This is a genomic window from Xanthobacter sp. 91 (assembly GCF_000702385.1).
GTDB classification, from domain to species: domain Bacteria; phylum Pseudomonadota; class Alphaproteobacteria; order Rhizobiales; family Xanthobacteraceae; genus Xanthobacter; species Xanthobacter aminoxidans.
In genome coordinates this window covers 4,990,747-5,010,287 of record NZ_JNIB01000001.1, presented here as the reverse complement: position 1 = coordinate 5,010,287, position 19,541 = coordinate 4,990,747, and the positions used below count along the sequence as shown (strand labels likewise).

22 protein-coding genes are annotated in these 19,541 nt (G+C 68.9%); 10 read left to right on the top strand and 12 right to left on the bottom strand.

What is annotated here, in order from left to right; all coding sequences use genetic code 11:
- A complete protein-coding gene (locus tag A37E_RS0123380) occupies positions 1-270 on the top strand; it encodes a hypothetical protein (protein ID WP_029558842.1) in 270 nt (89 codons plus the stop codon).
- A 66-nt stretch (positions 271-336) separates the two neighbouring features.
- Here the strand turns inward: A37E_RS0123380 and A37E_RS0123375 are convergent, their stop codons facing one another.
- From A37E_RS0123375 to A37E_RS0123365, 3 genes are read right to left on the bottom strand one after another with little or no spacing between them, the layout of a single operon-like run.
- Positions 337-2,361 carry a hypothetical protein gene (locus tag A37E_RS0123375; protein ID WP_156026411.1) on the bottom strand — a complete coding sequence of 675 codons (2,025 nt, stop codon included), beginning with the start codon at positions 2,359-2,361 and terminating at the stop codon, positions 337-339.
- Between the two features lie 19 nt (positions 2,362-2,380).
- A complete protein-coding gene (locus tag A37E_RS0123370) occupies positions 2,381-3,172 on the bottom strand; it encodes a molybdopterin-dependent oxidoreductase (RefSeq protein ID WP_029558839.1) in 792 nt (263 codons plus the stop codon).
- A gap of 14 nt (positions 3,173-3,186) precedes the next feature.
- A complete protein-coding gene (locus A37E_RS0123365; protein WP_245279412.1) occupies positions 3,187-3,828 on the bottom strand; it encodes a cytochrome b/b6 domain-containing protein in 642 nt (213 codons plus the stop codon).
- A gap of 140 nt (positions 3,829-3,968) precedes the next feature.
- On the opposite strand from A37E_RS0123365, the gene A37E_RS0123360 reads away from it, so the two are divergent.
- Positions 3,969-4,439, top strand: coding sequence for a PRC-barrel domain-containing protein (locus A37E_RS0123360; RefSeq protein WP_029558836.1), 471 nt, complete (start codon positions 3,969-3,971; stop codon positions 4,437-4,439).
- Positions 4,440-4,455: 16 nt separating this feature from the next.
- On the opposite strand, the gene mtnK is transcribed toward A37E_RS0123360, so the two are convergent.
- The 7 genes from mtnK to A37E_RS0123325 all read right to left on the bottom strand — a co-directional run bounded on the left by mtnK (position 4,456) and on the right by A37E_RS0123325 (position 10,713).
- The gene (mtnK, locus tag A37E_RS0123355) at positions 4,456-5,718 is read right to left on the bottom strand and encodes an S-methyl-5-thioribose kinase (protein ID WP_038193635.1); all 1,263 of its coding nucleotides are present in this window, start codon (positions 5,716-5,718) and stop codon (positions 4,456-4,458) included.
- 13 nt (positions 5,719-5,731) lie between these two features.
- On the bottom strand, positions 5,732-6,622 hold the full coding sequence (locus tag A37E_RS0123350; protein WP_029558834.1) for a nucleoside phosphorylase: 891 nt from the start codon (positions 6,620-6,622) through the stop codon (positions 5,732-5,734).
- Between the two features lie 9 nt (positions 6,623-6,631).
- The gene (locus tag A37E_RS0123345) at positions 6,632-7,360 is read right to left on the bottom strand and encodes a glycosyltransferase family 2 protein (RefSeq protein WP_029558833.1); all 729 of its coding nucleotides are present in this window, start codon (positions 7,358-7,360) and stop codon (positions 6,632-6,634) included.
- A complete protein-coding gene (locus tag A37E_RS0123340) occupies positions 7,361-8,428 on the bottom strand; it encodes a radical SAM protein (protein ID WP_029558832.1) in 1,068 nt (355 codons plus the stop codon).
- A 38-nt stretch (positions 8,429-8,466) separates the two neighbouring features.
- Positions 8,467-9,285: a TIGR04282 family arsenosugar biosynthesis glycosyltransferase gene (locus A37E_RS0123335; RefSeq protein ID WP_051679289.1), complete on the bottom strand. Its 819-nt coding sequence runs from the start codon at positions 9,283-9,285 to the stop codon at positions 8,467-8,469.
- 98 nt (positions 9,286-9,383) lie between these two features.
- Positions 9,384-10,031, bottom strand: a complete 648-nt coding sequence (locus tag A37E_RS0123330) for a pyridoxamine 5'-phosphate oxidase family protein (RefSeq protein WP_029558830.1) — start codon at positions 10,029-10,031, stop codon at positions 9,384-9,386.
- A gap of 139 nt (positions 10,032-10,170) precedes the next feature.
- Positions 10,171-10,713: a carboxymuconolactone decarboxylase family protein gene (locus A37E_RS0123325; protein ID WP_348550900.1), complete on the bottom strand. Its 543-nt coding sequence runs from the start codon at positions 10,711-10,713 to the stop codon at positions 10,171-10,173.
- Between the two features lie 152 nt (positions 10,714-10,865).
- Here A37E_RS0123325 and A37E_RS0123320 point away from each other — a divergent pair, with 152 nt between their 5' ends.
- The 5 genes from A37E_RS0123320 (at position 10,866) to A37E_RS0123300 (ending at position 14,943) form a co-directional block, all read left to right on the top strand.
- Positions 10,866-11,813, top strand: a complete 948-nt coding sequence (locus A37E_RS0123320; protein WP_029558828.1) for a LysR family transcriptional regulator — start codon at positions 10,866-10,868, stop codon at positions 11,811-11,813.
- Positions 11,814-11,941: 128 nt separating this feature from the next.
- On the top strand, positions 11,942-12,910 hold the full coding sequence (locus tag A37E_RS0123315; protein WP_051679288.1) for a metallophosphoesterase: 969 nt from the start codon (positions 11,942-11,944) through the stop codon (positions 12,908-12,910).
- A 68-nt stretch (positions 12,911-12,978) separates the two neighbouring features.
- Complete coding sequence (locus tag A37E_RS0123310; protein WP_038193634.1) at positions 12,979-13,326, top strand: cupredoxin family copper-binding protein; 348 nt, start codon at positions 12,979-12,981, stop codon at positions 13,324-13,326.
- A 52-nt stretch (positions 13,327-13,378) separates the two neighbouring features.
- A complete protein-coding gene (locus tag A37E_RS25600) occupies positions 13,379-14,116 on the top strand; it encodes a sigma-70 family RNA polymerase sigma factor (RefSeq protein WP_038193632.1) in 738 nt (245 codons plus the stop codon).
- Positions 14,113-14,943, top strand: a complete 831-nt coding sequence (locus A37E_RS0123300; protein ID WP_029558823.1) for an anti-sigma factor — start codon at positions 14,113-14,115, stop codon at positions 14,941-14,943. The genes A37E_RS25600 and A37E_RS0123300 overlap by 4 nt, the downstream gene beginning before the upstream one ends.
- An 11-nt stretch (positions 14,944-14,954) precedes the next feature.
- On the opposite strand, the gene A37E_RS0123295 is transcribed toward A37E_RS0123300, so the two are convergent.
- Together A37E_RS0123295 and A37E_RS0123290 are read right to left on the bottom strand one after the other, a co-directional pair.
- Positions 14,955-15,542, bottom strand: coding sequence for a TetR/AcrR family transcriptional regulator (locus tag A37E_RS0123295; RefSeq protein WP_029558822.1), 588 nt, complete (start codon positions 15,540-15,542; stop codon positions 14,955-14,957).
- 66 nt (positions 15,543-15,608) lie between these two features.
- Positions 15,609-16,307 (bottom strand): glutathione binding-like protein, encoded by a 699-nt coding sequence (locus tag A37E_RS0123290; RefSeq protein ID WP_029558821.1) that lies wholly within the window; start codon positions 16,305-16,307, stop codon positions 15,609-15,611.
- 163 nt (positions 16,308-16,470) lie between these two features.
- Between A37E_RS0123290 and A37E_RS0123285 the strand changes: the two genes are divergently transcribed.
- From A37E_RS0123285 to recA, 3 genes are all read left to right on the top strand, one after another.
- A complete protein-coding gene (locus tag A37E_RS0123285) occupies positions 16,471-17,178 on the top strand; it encodes a glutathione S-transferase N-terminal domain-containing protein (RefSeq protein ID WP_029558820.1) in 708 nt (235 codons plus the stop codon).
- Between the two features lie 16 nt (positions 17,179-17,194).
- Positions 17,195-18,001, top strand: coding sequence for an SDR family oxidoreductase (locus A37E_RS0123280; RefSeq protein WP_029558819.1), 807 nt, complete (start codon positions 17,195-17,197; stop codon positions 17,999-18,001).
- 278 nt (positions 18,002-18,279) lie between these two features.
- The gene (gene recA, locus A37E_RS0123275; RefSeq protein WP_029558818.1) at positions 18,280-19,365 is read left to right on the top strand and encodes a recombinase RecA; all 1,086 of its coding nucleotides are present in this window, start codon (positions 18,280-18,282) and stop codon (positions 19,363-19,365) included.
- Positions 19,366-19,541: the final 176 nt, after the last annotated feature.

Here is a 19,541-nt window from a genome sequence, read left to right as displayed (position 1 = left end):
ATGCGTAAGTCGATCCTCTCCCTCGCCGTCCTCGCCTCTGCTCTGGCCCTGGGCACTGCCGCCTTCGCGGACGAGACCGAGACCGCCGTGAACCGCGAGAGCGTGCGCGTCGCCGCCGGCATCACCCACACCGATCCCGCGCCGCTCGGTTATGGTGCGGATACCGGGGTGCACCACGGCTTTGCCGGGGCGCAGAAGCCCGAGCACACCCTTTCCGATGCCGACCGCGCGCTGTTCAAGCTCGGTGATCGCGGCCTCGGCAACAGCTGATCGGGCCTCACAAAAGCCGGCCGCGGTGGTTCTCCATCGCGGCCGGCTTTTCGCGTTTCAGAGGGATCAGCGGGCGACCGTGCTCGCCACATAGATGCGCCACCGCCCGTCCTCTTCCTCTGCCAGCCGATAGAGCGGGCTCAAGGCGAAAGGATCGGCACTCCAGGCGCCATCCTGCGCGGTGACGACGATGGCGCCGCAGCCCAAGGTCCGGCGCAAGGTTGCCACGTCCTCCGCCGTTCCGGTGCCGGCAAAAACCCGGTCGAAGAGCATTGCCGCGTCCACACGCTCGGATGCGGAGAGCGGCGCAAAGGCGAGCGCCATCTCTTGCCCGCCGAAGCAGGAGCGGCGGCGCGACAGGAGCGCCCATGACAGGTTGATGGGCCAGGGCGTCAGCTTCTCCAGCCGCGCCGGATTGCTGGCGATCCGCACCTCCGGCCCAACCGCCCGCCGCACCGCCCGCCACAGCGCCGGATCACCGGCGAAGACGCGGCCGTCCGCGCTCGGTTCACCCGTGATGTTGCGGTGGCCGAGGGCGATTGTGTCCGGCAGTCCGAGGGCGACAAGAGCGAGGCCCGCGGCGAGAAGGACACGGCCCTCCCGAGCGCGCCGTGTCTGCATGGCCCAGAGCAGCGCCATCGACAGCGCCTCCGCGAGAGCAGCGCCCGCGAAGGCCGCCAGCACCAGAACGGCGGGCAGCACCGCGCGCCAGCCCAGATCGTTGTTCTCCCCTGCCGTGCTTTGTAGGGTGGCGCTCACCGCCAGAGCCGCGACGGCCAGCGCCGCCAGCGGGTGCGCGATCTGCCGGGCCGCCCGACCGCCCATGCGCCCGGCGAACACCAGCGCAAGCCCCGCGACGCCAGCGAAGACAATGCCCGGAAACTCCACCGGCAGCAGCACCAGCCAGTAGGCGAGCGGATCGAGCACCGCGCGTGCCGCATCCGGCCATCCCGGCCCCAACACGGGCAGCGGCGTGAGCTGGACGGGAGTTCCACCGCCCCGCGTTGCCGCCGCATGGATTTGCGCCATCAGCAGTGGCGCGACGAGCGCCAGCGCCACCAGCGCCGCACCAGCCAGCGTCGCGAGGAAGCGCAGGCGGCCCTTTGTCGGCCCGGAGAAGGCCACAACCAGCGCCGCCGCCGTCCCAGCCAGCGCGAAGGTGACGCCTCCCACCCACAGGGAGCTGCCGAAGGCCGCTGCTGCGGTGAGCCCGATCATCGCCGCCAGCACTGCCCCTTGCCCGGCACCGGACCCCGCGCGCAACCGCGCCATCAGCAGGACCGCGATCACGCAGGCCGTGGCCGAGGCGACGTGATGCGGGCTCCAGCTCGTCTGGTAGAGGAGCCCGGCGAGGCCCGATGCGGGTTCGAGCGCAAGATCCACCCGCGCCCCGCCGAAGAGCGCCGCCAATACCGGCCGCAGCGAGCCCGCCGATGCGGCGAGGAGCGAGAGGAACGGGGCGGATGAACCGGGGCGCAGGCGGAAGGCGAGCCCAGCGACGAGCGCGAGCGCCGCGAAGCCGGTGAACCAGGTGGCGGCTGCATCTGCCGCCCAGCCGTGTGCGCCGGACAGGAGGGCGAGTTCCGCTGCGCCGAAGTGCCAGAGATAATAATAGGCCACCGTCCCCGCCGCGCCGCCCGCCCCGAACACCGGATTGGCGGGCGGGACGGTGACGTTCTGCGCGATCTCGTCGATGAGGATGATCTTGGCGTGGTCGTAGATGGGGGAGGCGAGCGCGATGGCGCCATCCGGCATCATCTTCGGCAGCACACCCAGCATCGGCACCAGCGCCAGCAGCCCGGCGACCACGAGCGCGAGGAGCGGAAAGCGCCCACCGGCCGACGCGCGGGGAAGGGCGAGCGCGCACAGGCTCAGCAGCGCCGTCGATCCGATGATGACGACCGGAGAGAGGCCGAACAGATGGGCCACGGCGAGGGCAGCCGGTGTCTGCGTGGCCCATCCGAGCGCAGGCGCCAACGCCAGCGCCGCCGTCCGGCCTTGCCCCAGTCCGCGCGCCAGAAACCAGCCGGGTATTCCCCACAGGACAAGCGCCAGCGGGATGCATAAGAGAAGGCTCGGGAGGGACACCATCAGCGGGCGGCGCCGGCCGTCACAGGCCGGCGAACCAGTTGAAGCCCTGCTTCTCCCAGAAGCCGAGGGGATAGGTGTTGGTGACTTCTATGGCGCGGATCCATTTGGGATTCTTGAAGCCGAGCTTCACCGCCGTGCGCAGCCGCATGGGTGCGCCGAACGGGTCCGTGATGGGCTCGCCGGCATAGTGCGTGGCAAGGATCGTCTGCGGGTGGAGCGCCGAGGCCATGTCGATGCTCTCCATGTAATCGTCATTGCCGTAGAAGGCGATGTACTTCGCCGTGAGGTCCGCGCCGATGCGGGTGAGAAAGTCCCTGAGGTTCGGGCCGGACCACTGGCCGATATAGTCCCAGCCTTCCACGCAGATGTGGCGGATGATCACTTCCTGCTGCGGTAGCGCATTGACGCGGTCCAGCGTCCACGGCCGCTTGTCCTTGACGAGGCCGGAGAGTTCCAGTTGCCAGGTGGAGAGGTCCACCGGCTTCACCTCGTCGATCTCGTAATAGGCGTTGAAGCGCGGCGGCTTCACCACGAGGTCGCGGGAATAGGTGGGGGCGAGCCGCTTCGGGTCGAACAGGGCCGCCTGCACGCCGTCGTTGAAGTCGGAGACGGTTCGAAGAACCCCTTGAACCTCCTCGCGATTGGAGATGTCGCAGCCGGCGAGGAGCGACATCGCGCCCAGACTCAGCGAACCGCGCAGCAGCTTGCGGCGGTCGATGCGCTCGAGGAGGGCGCGGTTCTCCACGAGGAGGCTCTGGTCGGGTCGCGTGATGGAGGCCCGGTTCGGCCGGAAGAAGGAGCGGAGGGACATGGGCTTGCCTCAGGTCAGCGCGAGGGATCGGGCGCGGACGCGCCATCGGCAGGGAGGGTGTCGGGATCGGCAAGACGCGGGCCGCCGGTGAACATGGCGACGAGCGTCTTCGGCACTAGCAATGCGAGGGCCACGTGCACCACCATGAACAGCACGATGGCCGCCATGCCGAGGAAGTGGATCAGCCGCGCCGACTGGAAGCCGCCGAACATCGAGACGAGCCCGGAAAACTGCACCGGCTTCCAGATGGCGAGGCCGGAGGCCACCTGCACCACGATGATGGTGATGACCCCCACATAGAGCAGCTTCTGCACCGCGTTGTAGTGGGTGAGATCCTGGTGCTTCAGGCGAAAGGTCAGGGCGGCGACAGCCTCGGCGATCACCTCGCGGGGGCGGATGGGGAAGAACAGGCGGGCAAAACGGCCCGTCGCGATGCCGTAGGCGAGATAGGCGAGGCCGTTCAGCACCAGCACCCACATGCCGAAGAAGTGCCATTGCAAGGCGTGCTGCGCCCACACGCCGAGCACGATCGCCTGCGGGAAGTGCAGGAAGCCGAAGATCACCTCGTCATTGTAGATCTTCCAGCCGCTGCCGATCATGACGATCATGGCGATGGCGTTGGTCCAGTGCATGATCCGCAAGGCAAGCGGATGCATGCGTCTTGATGTGTGTTCTTTCATGTGCATCGCTTTCGTTCCGGATTTTGCGTATTTATTTTTGTATCTTGTAATAAATATTGACCGAGATTCGTATATGACGATGTATATCGTCAGATAAAAACTCTTGGAGTCTTTGCATGAACCCCATTCGTCCTGTTCTGGCGCTCGCCCTCGTCCTCGGTGCGACCGGCATCGGCGCGCCGGCCTTCGCGGGCGGTCCGCCCCACGCCAACACCCAGACCGCGCCGGGGGACGATGACCTCACCCCCGCCGAGCGGATGGCCGAGCGCTTTCCCCAGAAGGTGCGGGTGGGCGATCTCGTGGGCCTGCCGCTGCTCGATTTCGACGACCGCACGCTGGGCTTCGTCACCGAGGTGGCGCGCACGCCGGAGGGCGGCATCGTGCTCGTGGTGCCGGTGGGCGGCTGGTTCGGCCACGGCGGCCGGCCAGTGCCGGTGCCCCTCGAGACGGTGGCGATCCTCGGCCGGCAGATCGCGCTTCTGGACATCCCGCGCGACGACCTGCCGAAGCTCGCCTCCTGGACGCCCGCTGCCGGCCAGAGCGTGCCGCCGGACGACATCATCCGCATCGCCATCACCCGGCGCTGATTGGGAAGGGGCGCGGTCATGGCCGCGCCCTTTGCGTTTCCGCCAGCAGGTTCGCCGCCTCGATGGACGGGATCTGCCGCCGGTTCAGCGCCAGGTGCCGGCCGAAGGCGAGGGTGCGGCGTTCCAGCCGCCCGCGCAGGCCGATGTCCGCGATCGTCTCGAACTCGGCAATATGGGCAAGGCCCAGAATACGGCGGCTGATCTCCATGCCGGCGAAGCCAAGAGCATCCTGCCACACGGAAGCCAGATGGGTCGCAAGCGCCACCTTCGTGCCGGCCTCGTCCCCCTGAGCATCGAACAGGTCGGAGCCGCCGAGGATGCCGGTGCGCTCGTGCGCCCAGAGGCGAGAGAATTCCGCCTCGAAGGTCCGCCACAGGATGCCGGCGGTGGCCAGCAGGAATTCGCAATAGGCGCCCGCCGCCCGCGCATCGGCGCGGTGGCCCTCCTGCGCGAAGGCGGCCATCCAGAGGTTGGCCAGGCACACGCCCACATCGAAGCCCATGGGGCCGTAGAGGGCGAACTCGGCGTCGATCACCCGCGTGTCGGTGGGCGTCGCCATCACCGATCCGGTGTGCAGGTCGCCGTGCAGCAGTGTCTCGGCGCAGGTCGCAAAGCGCGCCTTCATCTCCACAGCCGCGAGCTTCAACGGGCGGTCGGCGCGGAAGGCGCTCGCGATGTCGTCGAGCCCCGGCGTGTGCCGGTTGAGGGGGGCGGCTTTGAACGGGTCGGAGAAGACCAGTTCCTCGGTAATGCCGGCGAGTTCCGCATTGCCCGCGAACAGGGCGAGGTCGGCCTTGCGCGCCGTCGTGGGCATGGACCAGTCCGAGCCCCGGAAGAGCGTGCGGGCGAGGTAGAGCCCGAGGTGGGTGCCGAGCAGGGGCAGTTCCTCCCCCGCCATGAAGGCGCGGCGGGCCACCTTGTGCGGGGTCAGGTGCTCCATGGCGAGCATCGCCTGGGCGGGATCGAAGAAGAGGAGCTCCGGCGTCCGGCCGGGATCGCGCGCGCCGAGACGCGACAGCGCCTCGTGCTCGAAGAAGGCGCGGTCGAGGGACATGGGCCAGCTCTCGCCCACCACGCGGGCATAGGGCAGCGCCTGCTTCACCACGACGGAGCCCTTCGGCCCCTCGACGATGAAGACGAGGTTCAGGTTGCCGTCCCCCACTTCCCGCACCTGCCAGGCCTCGGCCGGGCCGAGCCGGTCCAGAAGCTCCGGCCGTCCGCCGAGGCGGCGCGGCAGGCTCGATGCGTCGAGGGCGAGATAGGCGGTGCGGTCGAGCATCGGGGCCGGCCTCTCAGCGGGGGTGAACGGTTTGGGCGCAGTGCGCCATCCAGGCGGTGGCGAAGCCGGCGGCGAGGGCGATGGAGCGGGAGGCGCCGTTGTGGTCGCCCTTCTCGAAGTCGCCATGTACCCGGCCGAGCTGGTTGGTGACGTGGGCGAGGCACAGCACCGGCTTTCCTTGCGCGTGGGCGAAGGCGTAGAGCGCGGCCGCCTCCATCTCCACCGCCAGCAGGCCCTCGGCCTTGCGGCGGGCGATGGCCGTCTCGGTCTCGCGGAAGGGGGCGTCGGTGGTCCAGGTGGCGCCGGTCAGCACCGGTCCTACCGCCTCGCTGCAGGCGGCGCGGGCGATGGTGATCACCTCCGGGTTCGCCGGGGCGAAGGGGGCGGGCGGCAGATAGTGGTAGCTCGTGCCCTCGTCGCGCAGGGCCCGGTCGATGATGATGTGGTAGGAGGGCGGCGCGTGCTCGGCGATCTGCCCGGCGGAGGCCACCGAGATCAAAAGCTCGCAGCCGCAGACGAAGGCCTGCTCCGCCACCAGCACGGAGAAGGACGCCCCCACCGCATAGCCGACGATGCCGAAGGAGAGGCCCTCCGCCTCCCACGTCCACATGTCCGTGTGGTAGCAGGCCCAGTAGGGCGAGCGGACGGCGCCGAAATGTGCGCGCACATAGTCCACCATGTCGCCGTCGGGATCGAGCAGCACCACGCGCGGCACCGGGCCAGCGTCGAGCCCTTTCTGGCGGCGGGCCTCGCGCATCATGTTCTCGGGCCGGAACACCGATGGCGCGCGATGGTCCGCCCGCTCGATCAGTGGCAGGAAACCGGAAGGCAGGAAACCGGAGGGTACAGGCACGGCGCGCATGCGCGAGATGTCGTCGGCTTCGTCGAGAGGCTGCAGCAGCATGGCGATCACTCACATCTTGTTCGGCGCGACGGCGGGCGCGGCGCTCTGGGTCGCGACCCGCAGGAAGGTGGAGACGATGCGGGTGCCGGCGGTCAGGGTGGTGGAGAGGTTGCCGGCGACCTTGGAGACGCCGCCTCTGCGGCGGCGATAGGCGACGGGAATCTCGACGATGGCGAGCCCGGCGCGAGCGGCGCGCATCTGCATCTCGATGTTCCAGCCATAGGTCAGTTCGCGCATGCCGAGCCCGACCAGCGCCTCGCGGCGGATGGCGCGGAAGGTGCACATGTCCGAATAGGCGACGCCGTAGAGCGCGCGGATGCCGAAGCCCGCCGCGCGCCCCGCCGCCACCTGGTGCCAGGCCATGGCGCCGGGCTCGCGCACGCCGCGGGTGCGGGACGCGATGGCGAAGTCGGCCTTGCCCTCGGCGAGCGGCCTGAGCAGCGCCGGCAGGAAAGCCGGATCATCCGCGCCGTCCGCATCCATGAAGGCGATGATGTCGGCGTCGCGGGCCTCGCACACGCCTTCAAGGCAGGCGCGGCCGAAGCCGCGGCCTGAGGCGAGCACGGTGGCCCCCGCCGCCGCCGCGATTTCCTGCGTGCCGTCGGTGGAGCCGCCATCGGCGACCACCACGAGATCAACAACGCCGGTGGGAATCTCCGCGAGCGTCGCGGCGATGGCCTCGGCCTCGTTCAGCGTCGGGATGACGAGGGCGACCCTCGGAGCGCCTGCGCGGGCCATCTACAGGCTCCAGCGCAGGCCGCAATTGGCACAGGCGGCCGGCGGCGTTTCGGAGAGGAGGCCGGCGCGGAACGCCTTGTAGGCGTCGCCGTGCCAGATGTCGGACAGGGACTGGGTCGTCGCGTCGCCCAGCGTGTAGTTCTCGTAGCCGCGCTGGGAGAAGGGCGCGATGCAGCAGGGCAGGGCCCGTCCGTTGGCGGTGAAGTACATCACGGTCCACGGCCGCCGGCACATGGACCAGGGCGAGCCTTCTTCCGGCCGCTTCAGGCTCATGCCCGGCTCGGAGGCCGCGCCGGAGGCGGAGAAGACCATCCCCAGCTCTGCCGCCACCCGCGCCGCCTCGGCGATATAGGCGGCTTCATCGGTGTTGATCTGCTCGTAGAGCGCCTGATCCGGGCGGGCGCGGCCGATGGCCTCCTGCTCGAAGAAGACGAGGCGCTGCAGATAGACTTCCCGCACCCCCAGCTCCGCCGCCACGCGCACGAAGTCCGGCAGTTCGGAGATGGTCTCCTTGAGGCCCGTCAGCCAGGCGGAGACGCGGGGATTGGTGTGGCCCTCGCGCTCCTGAAGCTCGCGGAAGGCGCGCACGTTCTTCAGGATGCGGTCGAAGTAGTTCTTGCCGCGGATGGCGCGGTAGGAATGGGCGTTGGCGGCATCGAGGGAGACGCGCAGTTCGTCGAGGCCGGCGGCGATCATGGCGCGGCCGTTCTTCTCGGTCAGCACCGTACCGTTGGTGTTGAACAGCACATAGGTGCCGCGATCCTTGAGGTAGCGGACCATGCGGTCGAGGTCGGGCACCAGCATGGGTTCGCCGACGCCGTGCAGCACGCAGCGTTCGAGATCGGGGATCTGGTCCACGATGGAGGTGAACAGCTCCCAGCTCATGTCCGCTGGCGGCTCAAGCTCCTCATAGGTGCGCGGGCAGGTGGTGCAGAGCAGGTTGCAGCGGTTCGTGGTCTCCAGATAGAGGCACACCGGCTTTCGGACCGGCACGCTGGTGCGGTCCGTTTCCGCCCGCTCGAAATAGCGGCGGGAGACGGCGGGCGCGCCGGGGGTGAGAGCGTTCATCGTCAAGATCCGTTGCTGGAAGGGGGAGGCGGCCGCGATCAGGACGCGCGACGGCAGGGAGGATCGATGTCGGCCACGGGCAGGCCGAGCCGTTCCGCGAGGCGTCCGTGGGCGAGAAGGCGCCGGAGCAGGTCCGCGCTGTTGCGTGCCGCGCCGCGGGCGAGGGGCGCGGTGCCGAAGGGCACGCCGGCGATCAGCTCGCCGTGAAGCAGGCGCAGCGCATGCGCGTCGTCCACGTCGTACCAGGGCGGCAGCACATGGACGGGAAGGTCGATCTCGGCGGCGCGCGCCAGCGTCTGCTCGAAGACGCGCTCGGTGCTCCAGTCGATGTCCGCGAACAGGTGCCAGTGCGGCGCCTTCAGGCCGAGCACGTAATAGCCGCCGTCCGTGGACGGGCCGAGCACGGCGCGGTCGCCGGGGTGGGCGAGCACGTCGGCAAGTTCCGCGAGCAGGGCAGGGGGCAGCGTCGGGCTGTCAGCATTCAGCACCGCTGCCGCCGGATGTCCGAGGGCGAAGAGGTGGGCGAGGGTCATCGTCAGGCAGGCGCCGAAGCCGGGGGCTACCGCCTCCATCCGCCCGACGCCCGGCGGCAGCACGGCATCGAAGAAGTGCGCGGCTCCTGCGGGCCCATAGGCGACATAGGCAGAGACCGGCGCCATTCGACCGGCGGCGAGGATGTTGCCAACGATGTCCTGGATGAAGGCGGTGTTGAACGCCGCCGCCTCCGTGGGATCGAGCGGCGGGCAGAGCCGCGTCTTGGTACGTCCGGGCGCCGACGCCTTCGCCATCACAGCGATGGCGCACAGGTCTCCAGACCCCGGGGCGCGTGTGCGCACGCCCTCGCGCAGGTCGATCATGGCTCGTCCCCGTTCCGGTTTTGCTTGTCTGTGAGTGAATTCGCGGCGGAAGCGGCCCCCGTTACGCCGTTCACGAACGAGTGAACGGGGGATTTGCTTCACACGCCTGCGGCGTCGTCCGCGCCGGTGAGGCCGCGCAGGCGCGCGACCTCCATCTCCAGCGCAGCGATGCGCGCCTCACGCTCCTGCAAGGCGGCGGCGACGAGCGCGGCGTCGATCTTTTGCGGGATGTGCTGCGGGCAGTTGATGTCCCATGCGGTTACGTGAAACAGCAGGGCACGCTCGGGAATGGCGCCGTAGTCCTCCGGCATCAGGCGCGCCACGAGGTCCGTATCTCCCTCCACCATGGAGAGTTCGCCCCACACCTTGATGCGGCGGCGGTGGGTGTAATCCATCAGGAACAGGAAGGCCTTCGGGTTCTCCGAGACATTGCCGACCGTGATGTACTGCCGGTTGCCGCTGAAATCCGCCATGCCGAGGGTGCGCGCGTCCAGCACGCGGATGAAGCCCTTCGGCCCGCCGCGATGCTGCACATAGGGCTGGCCGGCGGCATTCGCGGTGGCGAGGAAGGCGGTGTCGATCCCGCCGAGGAACTGCACGAAATCCGGCGTCAGCTCCGTGCGGAAGCCGCCGCGCGCCTCGACGCGGGCATAGGCCTGGCGCGAGCCGCGCGCCTGCTGCGCCGCCTTCACCGCCGCCGTGAAGGCGACATCGCTGGAGGGCGTGATTGCAAGGGGTTCGGACATGGCAGCCTCCTTCGGGAAACACGAGGTGCCGGGCCCCCGGAGGGGCCCGGCTGTGAGGCTTCGGCTGGCACTCGCCTGCGCTTCGCCGTTTGAGGGGCGGTTCGTCCGGCGGAGCGCGTTCGGATGCCGGCCGCAGGCCTCAGGCGGCCCGCGGCGTGCCGGAGCGCACCACGGGAAAGTCGATCTCGGTGCCGGCGACGTTGTTGAGGTAGTTGGTGAAGATGTTCACGGCGACATGCGCCACCACCTCCACCAGCGCGCCATCATCGAGGCCGGCGGCGCGGGCAGCGGAAAGGTCCGCATCGCTCACCTGGCCGCGCTTGGCGACCACCGCGCGGGCGAAGGCGAGGGCGCCTTCCGCCTTGCTGTCCGCCGCGCGACCGGCGCGGGCGAGGGTGATATCGGCGTCGGAGAGGCCGGCGCCCTTGCCGATGAGGCTGTGGGCGGAGAGGCAATAGTCGCAGCCGTTCACCTCGGCGACGGCGATCGCGAGGCTTTCGCGCGTCTTCGCCGGCAGTGCGCCAGAGCCCAGCGCGCCGGACAGGCCGATGAGGCCCTCCAGAGCGGCGGGCGCGTTGGCGGCGACCTTGAACAGGTTCGGCGTGGCGCCGAACTTCGCCTGGACGGCGGAGAGCAGGTCCTTCGCCTTGCCGGTGGTGGTGGCGGGGTCGAGGGCCGGGATGCGGCTGGAAGAGTGGTTCACGGGGGCGCCTTTCGCGTTTCGCTTCGGGCCGGCGTTTGTTCGCGGCTCGGTGAGGAATAGCTAGGGCTTCCCGTTCTTGTGCAGAATGGCTATAATCTGAAAGCTATTGTTTCACTTTCTGAAATCGAACGATGGACCGCATCGACGCCATGACCGCCTTCGTCGCCGCGCTGGACGAAGGGAGCCTTGCCGGCGCGGCGCGGCGCCTCGGGCGCTCGCCGGCGGCCATCACGCGGGCTGTGGCGCTGCTGGAGGAACGGCTGGGCACGCGCCTCCTCCACCGCACCACGCGCGCGCTGCACCTCACCAAGGCGGGCGAACGCTATCTCGCCGCCTGCCGCGCCATTCTCGCCGAGCTCGCCGAGGCGGATCAGCTTGCTGCGGGGGAACGGACCGATCCGCGCGGCCTCCTCTCCATCACAGCGCCCGTCACCTTCGGCCGGCTGCATGTGGCGCCGCTGGTGGAGGACCTCCTGGAGGCAAACCCGAAGCTGGAGGCGCGGCTGCTGCTGGTGGATCGCGTGGTGAGCCTGATCGACGAAGGCCACGACGCGGCGGTGCGCATCGGCCATCTGCCGGATTCCAGCCTCGTCGCGACACGGGTGGGGGAGGTGCGCCGCGTGGTCTGCGCCAGTCCCGCCTATCTCGCCGCCCATGGCGTGCCGCAGGTGCCGGCGGACCTCGCCGGCCACCGGATCGTCTCCTTCTCCCAGATCACCGACAATTCCATCTGGAGCTTCGCGCCCGGTCCCGGCGGCGGCTCGCGCAAGCAGGTGACGGTGCGCCCGCATTATGTGGTGAACGGCGCAGAGGCGGCCATCGATGCCGCCGTGCGTGGCCGCGGCATCACGCGCGTGCTCTCCTATCAGGTGGAGGAGGCGGTGGCCGCCGGGCGCCTCGCCTTGCTGCTGGAGGAGTATGAAGGCCCGCCCTTGCCGGTGGCCATCGTCTATCCCGAGGCGCGCCTGCCGGCCGCGAAGCTGCGGGCCTTCGTGACGTTCACCGTGCCCCGGCTGCGAAACCGGCTCGCCGCTTTGCCGGTGTCGTCAGCCGCAAAAAATCTCTCCGGTCGGGAATAAACCGGCGCGCTCTCCGGTCTTGGCCCATGTGGGACGCCCTGAGGCGACGCCCACGCCTCGGCCGGCGCCGCCCCTAACGGGCGCGCGGTCGCAGCGCCGGCAGCGCCCGGCGCCATGCGGAGAGATCCATGAGCAGACACGAACGGCCGTCGTCCGAGACCGCCCCCCGCCCTGACGCCGACGGCATTGACCGGCGCGGCTTCCTTGAGTGCATGACCTGGGCCGGCACCGGCATTCTGTGGTCCATGTCCGGCGGCGTCGCGAGCGGCGTCGGTCTCGGGCGCGCGCTCGCGACCGAGCCGGTGAAGACGCTGACCTTCCTGCAGATTTCCGACAGCCATGTGGGCTTCGACAAGGCCGCCAATCCGGACGCGCTGGGCACGCTGCGGGAGGCGGTGGCCCGCATCCGCACACTGAAGGAGAAGCCCGCCTTCATGATCCACACCGGCGACATCAGCCACCTGTCCAAGGACAAGGAATTCGACGACGCCGACCAGATCATCAAGGAGGCCGGCATCCCCGTCTTCTACGTGCCGGGCGAGCACGACCTGCTCGATGACGGCCAGGGCAAGGCCTATCTCGACCGCTACGGCAAGGGCGCGAAGGGCGCTGGCTGGTACAGCTACGACCATGCCGGCGTGCATTTCATCGCGCTCGTGAACGTGGTGAACCTGAAGGCTGGCGGCCTCGGCAATCTCGGCACCGAGCAGCTGGAATGGCTGGAGAATGACATCGCCGGCCTGCCGTCCTCGATGCCCCTCGTGGTGTTCGCCCACATTCCGCTCTGGACCGTCTATCCCGAATGGGGCTGGGGCACCGCCGATGGGCTGGAGGCCCTGTCCTATCTGAAAAGGTTCGGCTCCGTGACGGTGCTCAACGGGCACATCCATCAGGTGATGCGGAAGGTGGAGGGCAACGTCTCCTTCCACACCGCACGGTCCACGGCCTTCCCGCAGCCCGCCCCCGGCACCGCGCCTTCGCCTGGGCCGCTGAAGCTGCCGGCGGGCGAGCTGAAGAAAAATCTCGGTATCGCGACGGTCAACTTCGTCCGCGGCTCCGAGCCGCTCGCCATCATCGACACGCCGCTCGAAGGCTGAGCCGCCCCCGTCGCCCTTCATCCGTCATGGCCGGCTGCGGCCGGCGTCATCCGCCAGGAGCTTCATCCGTGAAACGACCGCGTCTTCCCCTTCCGCCGCAGGTTGCGGCGCTCGCCATCTGTCTTGCCCTCGGTGCCCTCGCGACGCCGGCCGCTGCCGAGGAGGTCACAGTCAGCATCGACAATTTTACCTTCACGCCGGCCGAAGTCACCGTCACGCCGGGCACCACTGTGACCTGGATCAACAACGACGATATTCCCCACACGGTGGTGGATAAAAAGCAGGCCTTCCGGTCGAAGGCTCTCGATACGGAAGGCAAATTCTCCTTCACCTTCACGAATGCGGGAGATTACTCGTATTTCTGTTCCCTTCACCCGCACATGGTCGGAAAGGTCATCGTGAAAGCGGGCGGCTGATGCCCGGTCCGGGGCGGCTGCGGCCGCCCCCTCCATCCGGAACGGACATGGAATGATCTCGATTGCGACCTTCCCGCTTGCAGGCGGGTGGCGGGGCGCCGGCGCGGGCGGCAGGCGCGGCGTCATCGCCGCTGTCGCCGACGCTGTGCGCGCGCTCTTCGCCGTGGCTGCGGCATCGGTGGAGGGCGCCGCCGGGCGCACCGAGGAGGCGCGGCCCGGTCGTCCGCTGACCGCGACGGAGGCGGCGCACTTCCGCGCCAGCATGCTGCCGCATCTCGACGCCGCCTATACGCTGGCCCGCTATCTCACCCGCGATGCGGATGCCGCGCAGGATATCGTGCAGGACGCCTATCTGCGCGCCTATCGCGCTTTCGCCGATTTCAAGGGCGGCAGCGCCCGGGCCTGGCTGCTCGCCATCGTGCGCAACTGCCACCTCACCTGGCGCGACCACCGACGCCGCGAGATGCAGCGCCGCGCGCCGGACGCGGTGGCCACAGAAGACGGCGGCGACGCGGACGACGCGCTCGATCTGCTGGTGGACGGCGAGACGCCGGAAACCATCCTGCTGCGCCGTTCGCAGGCGGATCGGGTGCGCGGCACGCTCGAACTGTTGCCCGAGCCCCTGCGCGAGGTGCTGGTGCTGCGCGAGCTGGATGAACTCTCCTATCGCGAGATCGCCGACGTCGCGGGCGTGCCGGTGGGCACCGTCATGTCGCGCCTGTCCCGCGCGCGGCGCCATTTCGCCGATCTGTGGGAGCGCGTCGCCGCCGGGCCGGAGGCGCTACGATGAGCGAAGGTCCGGATCGCACACCGGAGCCCTGCGCCGACTGGGACACGCGGCTCAATTCCTACCTCGACGGAGAACTCGACGCCGTCCACGTCCTGGAGGTGGAGCGGCATCTTGCATCCTGTCTGGCCTGCGCCGCGCACCTGCGGGGGCTGGAAAACACGCACACGCTCCTCGCCTCCGGGCAGGCCCGCTGGCCGGTGCCGGAGGGGCTGCGCGAGAGCGTGGTCGCTGCCCTCGCGGGGGAGGCGGCCCATGCCGCGCCGGCGGCGGGCTGGAGCCCGGCGGCGCTGTGGCGCCGCCTGTGGGGCGATGCGGGGCGCACCGTGATACGCGAACGGGTCGCGCGGTGGAGCCTCGTGCCCTCCCTCGCGGTGCTGGCCGTGGCTCTCGTCATCGCCGTGCTGCCACCGCGCGGGGGCGCCCTGGAGGACGAACTGGTCGCTGGCCATGTCCGATCCCTGCTCGCCGATCATCTCACTGACGTGGCCTCGTCCAACCAGCACACGGTGAAGCCGTGGTTCGGCGGCCGCATCGATTTCTCCCCACCGGTGGTGGACCTTGCTGCGCGTGGGTTTCCGCTGGTGGGTGGGCGGCTCGATTATGTGGGGGGACGGGTGGTCGCGGCGCTCGTCTATCGCCGCAATGGCCATGTCATCAACGTCTTCGTCTGGCCGGGCGCATCCGGCGCACACACGGTGAAGGGCCGCGACGGCTACACGCTCATGGGCTGGAGCGAGGCGGGGCTGTCCTATTGGGCGGTGTCTGACCTTAATCCGGTGGAGCTGAAGGAGTTTCAGGAGGACTTCACCGAGGCGCTGCCGAAATAGCGCGCGCGTCCTCACGGATCGAGGGCTGCAAGAGCCGGCTTCACCACCCCTTCCAGCAGCTCACGACCGGGCTGCAGGCGCGCCAGCACCCGGAGACCAAGGTGGACGCCGAGGAGCATCCGCGCCAGTTCCTGCGCGGTCTCCCGGCTCTGGATCGTGCCGGCCGTGCGGCCGGCCTCGATGCGGCGGGTGAGGAAGGCCTCCACCTCGCCGAGGGAGGCGAGCGCGGCGGCGCGCAATTCGGGGTCGTGCGGCCCCATCTCCACCGCCGCGTTCACCACGAAACAGCCCTTCATCTCGGGGTCGTCGAGCGCCCGCTCCAGCGTCTCCCGGAAGAAGGTGGCGATGGCGTCGCGCGGGGCCATGTCGGGCGCCTCCAGCCGGCGGATGCGTTCCGCCATGCTGTGGCTGGCGTAGCGCTCCAGCGCTTTCTCATAGAGCGTGCGCTTGTCGCCGAAGGCGTTGTAGAGGCTGGCGCCGGTGAGGCCCATGGAGGAGGCGAGATCGCGCACGGAGGTCGCCTCGTAGCCGCGGGTCCAGAAGCAGCGCAGCGCCGCGTCCAATACCTCGCCCTCGTTGAACGCCCTCGGCCGCGCCATGATACCCCGTCTTTCCCGCGTCTTTCCGCGACGCCCGGCGCAGCGTAACCCGCGCCGGGCGAGGCGTCATCCGGCCTGCCGTGCGGTCTGGCCGAAGAGGATCTTCTTGCCTTCCTCGGTCACCGTCGGGCGCTTGGTGAAGGGCTCGCCCTTGGCATAGGCGGCAATGGTGGCCGGACGCGCTGCCACCGCCTCGAACCAGCGCTTCAGGTGCGGGAAGGTGTCGAGGTCTTGCTGCTGGCGCTGGTGCGGCACGATCCAGGGGTAGATGGCCATGTCGGCGATGGAATAATCCTCGCTCGCCACGTTCGCGCTCTTGCCGAGGCGCGTGTTGAGCACGCCGTAGAGACGGTTCGTCTCCTTCACGTAGCGCTCCATGGCGTAGGGAATGCGCTCCGGCGCGTACTGGACGAAATGGTGGTTCTGCCCGGCCATGGGGCCCAGCCCGCCCACCTGCCAGAACAGCCATTCCAGCACGCTCTTGCGCCCGCGCACGTCGGCGGGAATGAAGCGGCCCGTCTTCTCCGCGAGATAGAGCAGGATTGCGCCGGATTCGAACACCGGGATAGGCGCGCCACCATCGGCAGGGGCATGATCGACGATGGCCGGCATACGGTTGTTGGGGGCGATGGCCAGAAAATCCGGCTTGAACTGGTCGCCTGCGCTGATGTCCACGGGAATGATGGTGTAGTCGATGCCCGTTTCTTCGAGAAACATCGTGATCTTTTGGCCGTTCGGGGTCGGCCAATAATGCAGGTCGATCATTCGGGATCATCCATGACATGTCGCGCCGCCGCCGAGATCTGGCATGCGGCAGTATTTTGCGATGCGGACAGCTTGCGCAGGTGTCCGATGCGTGCATTCTATATCAGTCGTTCTAAAACGCAAACGTGCCCGCTTCGGCGGCTGCCAGCGAAGGGTGATCCCGTTGATCCGCTTCTATTTCCATCCCACGCCCAACCCGGCCAAGGTCGCGCTCTTCCTGGAAGAGACGGGCCTTCCCTACGAGATTGTCCCGGTGGACACCGCCAAGGGCGAGCAGCACCTGCCGGCGTTCCGCGCCATCAATCCCAACGGCAAGGTGCCGGCCATCGTCGATACGGACGGGCCGGGCGGCGGCGAGGCGCGGGTGTTCGATTCCACCGCGATCCTCATTTATCTCGCGGAGAAGACCAGCCGTTTCGGCGGTGATCCCAAGGACCGGCCGGAGCTGCTCTCCTGGCTGCTGTTCCTCGCCAGCGGCCTCGGGCCGTTCTCCGGACAGGCGGTGCACTTCCAGCACGCCGCGCCCGAGGGGCTCGGCTATGCCGTGAACCGGTACCGGCGCGAGGCGGAACGGCACTATCAGGTGCTCGACGACCTGCTCGCCACCCGCCCCTACATCACCGGCAAGGACTATACCATCGCTGACATGTCGGCCTGGGGGTGGGTCCTTCGCGCGTCCCGGGTGCTGAAGGGCGAGGACGATCCCCTGGCGCGCTTCCCGCACATCAAGCGCTGGTTCGCCGAGATCGACGCCCGCCCCGCCGCCGCCCGCGCCCGCGCGGTGGGCACCGATCACGCCTTCAAGCCCATGGGCGATGAGGAATCCCGCAAGGCGCTCTTCCCCTCCAACTATCCGCCGGCTGCGGAGTGAAGGGGCAGGCAACGCCATGAAGATCAAGGGAAAACGAATCCTCCTTACCGGCGGATCGAGCGGCATCGGCCGTGCCATCGCCACCGCTCTGGCGGCAGACGGCGCGCGCCTTGTGCTCACCGGCCGCCGGCCAGAGGTGCTGGCGGAGGCGGTCGGCGGGCTCAAGGCGTCCGGCGCCGAGGTCCACGGTATCCCCGGCGACGTGACCGATCCTGCGGACCGTGGGGCCATGCTGGACGGCGCGGTGGCGGCTCTGGGCGGCCTCGACATCCTCATTAACAATGCCGGTGGCGTGCGCGCTGGCCGGCTGGAGGAGACGAGCGAGGCCGACATCCGCACCATGATCGAGGTGGACCTGATTGCGCCCATCCTCCTCACCCGCGCCGCGCTACCGGCGCTGCGGGCGAGCGGGGAGGGGCTGATCGTGGACATCACCTCCGCCATCGCGCTCATCGGCATGCCGTTCTACGCCACCTATGCGGCGGCGAAGGCTGGCCTCGCGCGCTTCGACGAGGCGCTTCGGCGGGAACTGGCGGGAGAAGGCGTGCGCATCCTCACTGTCTATCCCGGCGCCACCGACACGCCGATGATGCGCAGCAGCCGCGCCGGACCGGAGGTCGGTTTCAGCCGCGAACCTGCCGAGGCGGTGGCCGAAGCGGTTGTCGCCGGCATCGCGGCCGATGCCTTCGAGGTGGTGCGGGGCGGCGAGGCGCGGGCGCAGATGATCGCGCTCAACCGCACCGACCCGCTCGCCCTCGACGCCCGCTTCGCCACCCTCAAGGATGCCCTCGGCGAAGCCGTGCGCGACCACGCCGCCCTCTAGGCGCTCACGCCTCCACGCCGATGCCACGTCGCCCTGCCGGTCGATCCCCGACAGGGCGGCGGTGGTGCCAACCCGCTCCGGTTATGAGCGTGTCGAGGTCGTTCAATGCCCGGCGTCAGCGACATTTAATTCCGGCATCCTGTTGGTGCTCGGCGACAAAGAGCGATCGCGCTTCCACCACACGCGAGGGACCAAAGAGAACATATTGCGAACCGAGAACAAAAAGAGTACAAATACAACGTTCTTAATTCCCCTTGCACCCGCACCGGAGCGCGGCGATGACTCAGGCGACACTCCGACTCGTCGAAGGTTCTTCCATGGACAAGACCAAGGCGCTGGATGCCGCGCTCTCGCAGATCGAGCGGCATTTCGGCAAGGGCTCCATCATGCGGCTCGGCAAGGGCGGGAAAGCCCTTGAGATTGAGAGCATTCCCACCGGTTCGCTGGGGCTCGACATCGCACTGGGCATCGGCGGCCTGCCCAAGGGACGCGTCGTGGAGATTTACGGGCCCGAATCCTCGGGCAAGACCACGCTCGCGCTTCACACGATCGCCGAATCGCAGAAGCGCGGGGGCACCTGCGCCTTCATCGACGCCGAGCACGCGCTGGACCCGATCTATGCCCGCAAGCTGGGCGTGAACCTCGACGACCTGCTTATCTCCCAGCCCGACGCCGGCGAGCAGGCGCTGGAGATCGCCGACACGCTGGTGCGCTCCGGCGCGGTCGACGTGCTGGTGGTCGATTCGGTGGCGGCCCTCACCCCCCGGGCCGAACTCGACGGCGAGATGGGCGACAACCAGCCGGGCCTTCAGGCCCGCCTCATGAGCCAGGCACTGCGCAAGCTCACGGCCTCCATCTCCAAGTCCAACACCATGGTCATCTTCATCAACCAGATCCGGATGAAGATCGGCGTGATGTACGGCTCGCCGGAGACCACCACGGGTGGCAACGCGCTGAAGTTCTATGCCTCGATCCGCCTCGACATCCGCCGCATCGGCGCCATCAAGGAACGCGACGAGGTGGTGGGCAACCAGACCCGCGTGAAGGTGGTGAAGAACAAGCTGGCGCCGCCGTTCAAGCAGGTCGAGTTCGACATCATGTATGGCGAGGGCGTCTCCAAGACGGGCGAGTTGCTCGATCTCGGCGTCAAGGCCGGCGTGGTGGAGAAGTCCGGAGCCTGGTTCTCCCACGACAGCCAGCGCCTGGGGCAGGGTCGCGAGAACGCCAAGACCTTCCTGAAGCAGAACCAGGAGATCGCCGGGCGCATCGAGGCCGCTATCCGCCAGAATGCCGGCCTCATCGCCGAGAAGATCCTCGCCGGCGATCCGGAGGAGGACGCCGAAGGCTCCGCCGCCGACGCCTGATGCGCCGGGCGCGGACGTCGCCTTGACGGATTTCGGTGCGGGCGGGGGCCGGATGGTCTCCGCCCGTTTCGTCTTGCGCCCTCGCGTTTCTGGACAAGCGGCGGGCCCATCGTTAAACGAACCCGGTTCCGCCGGCCGCATCGGTCGAGGGAACCGCGCGACACCCGAGGGATGGC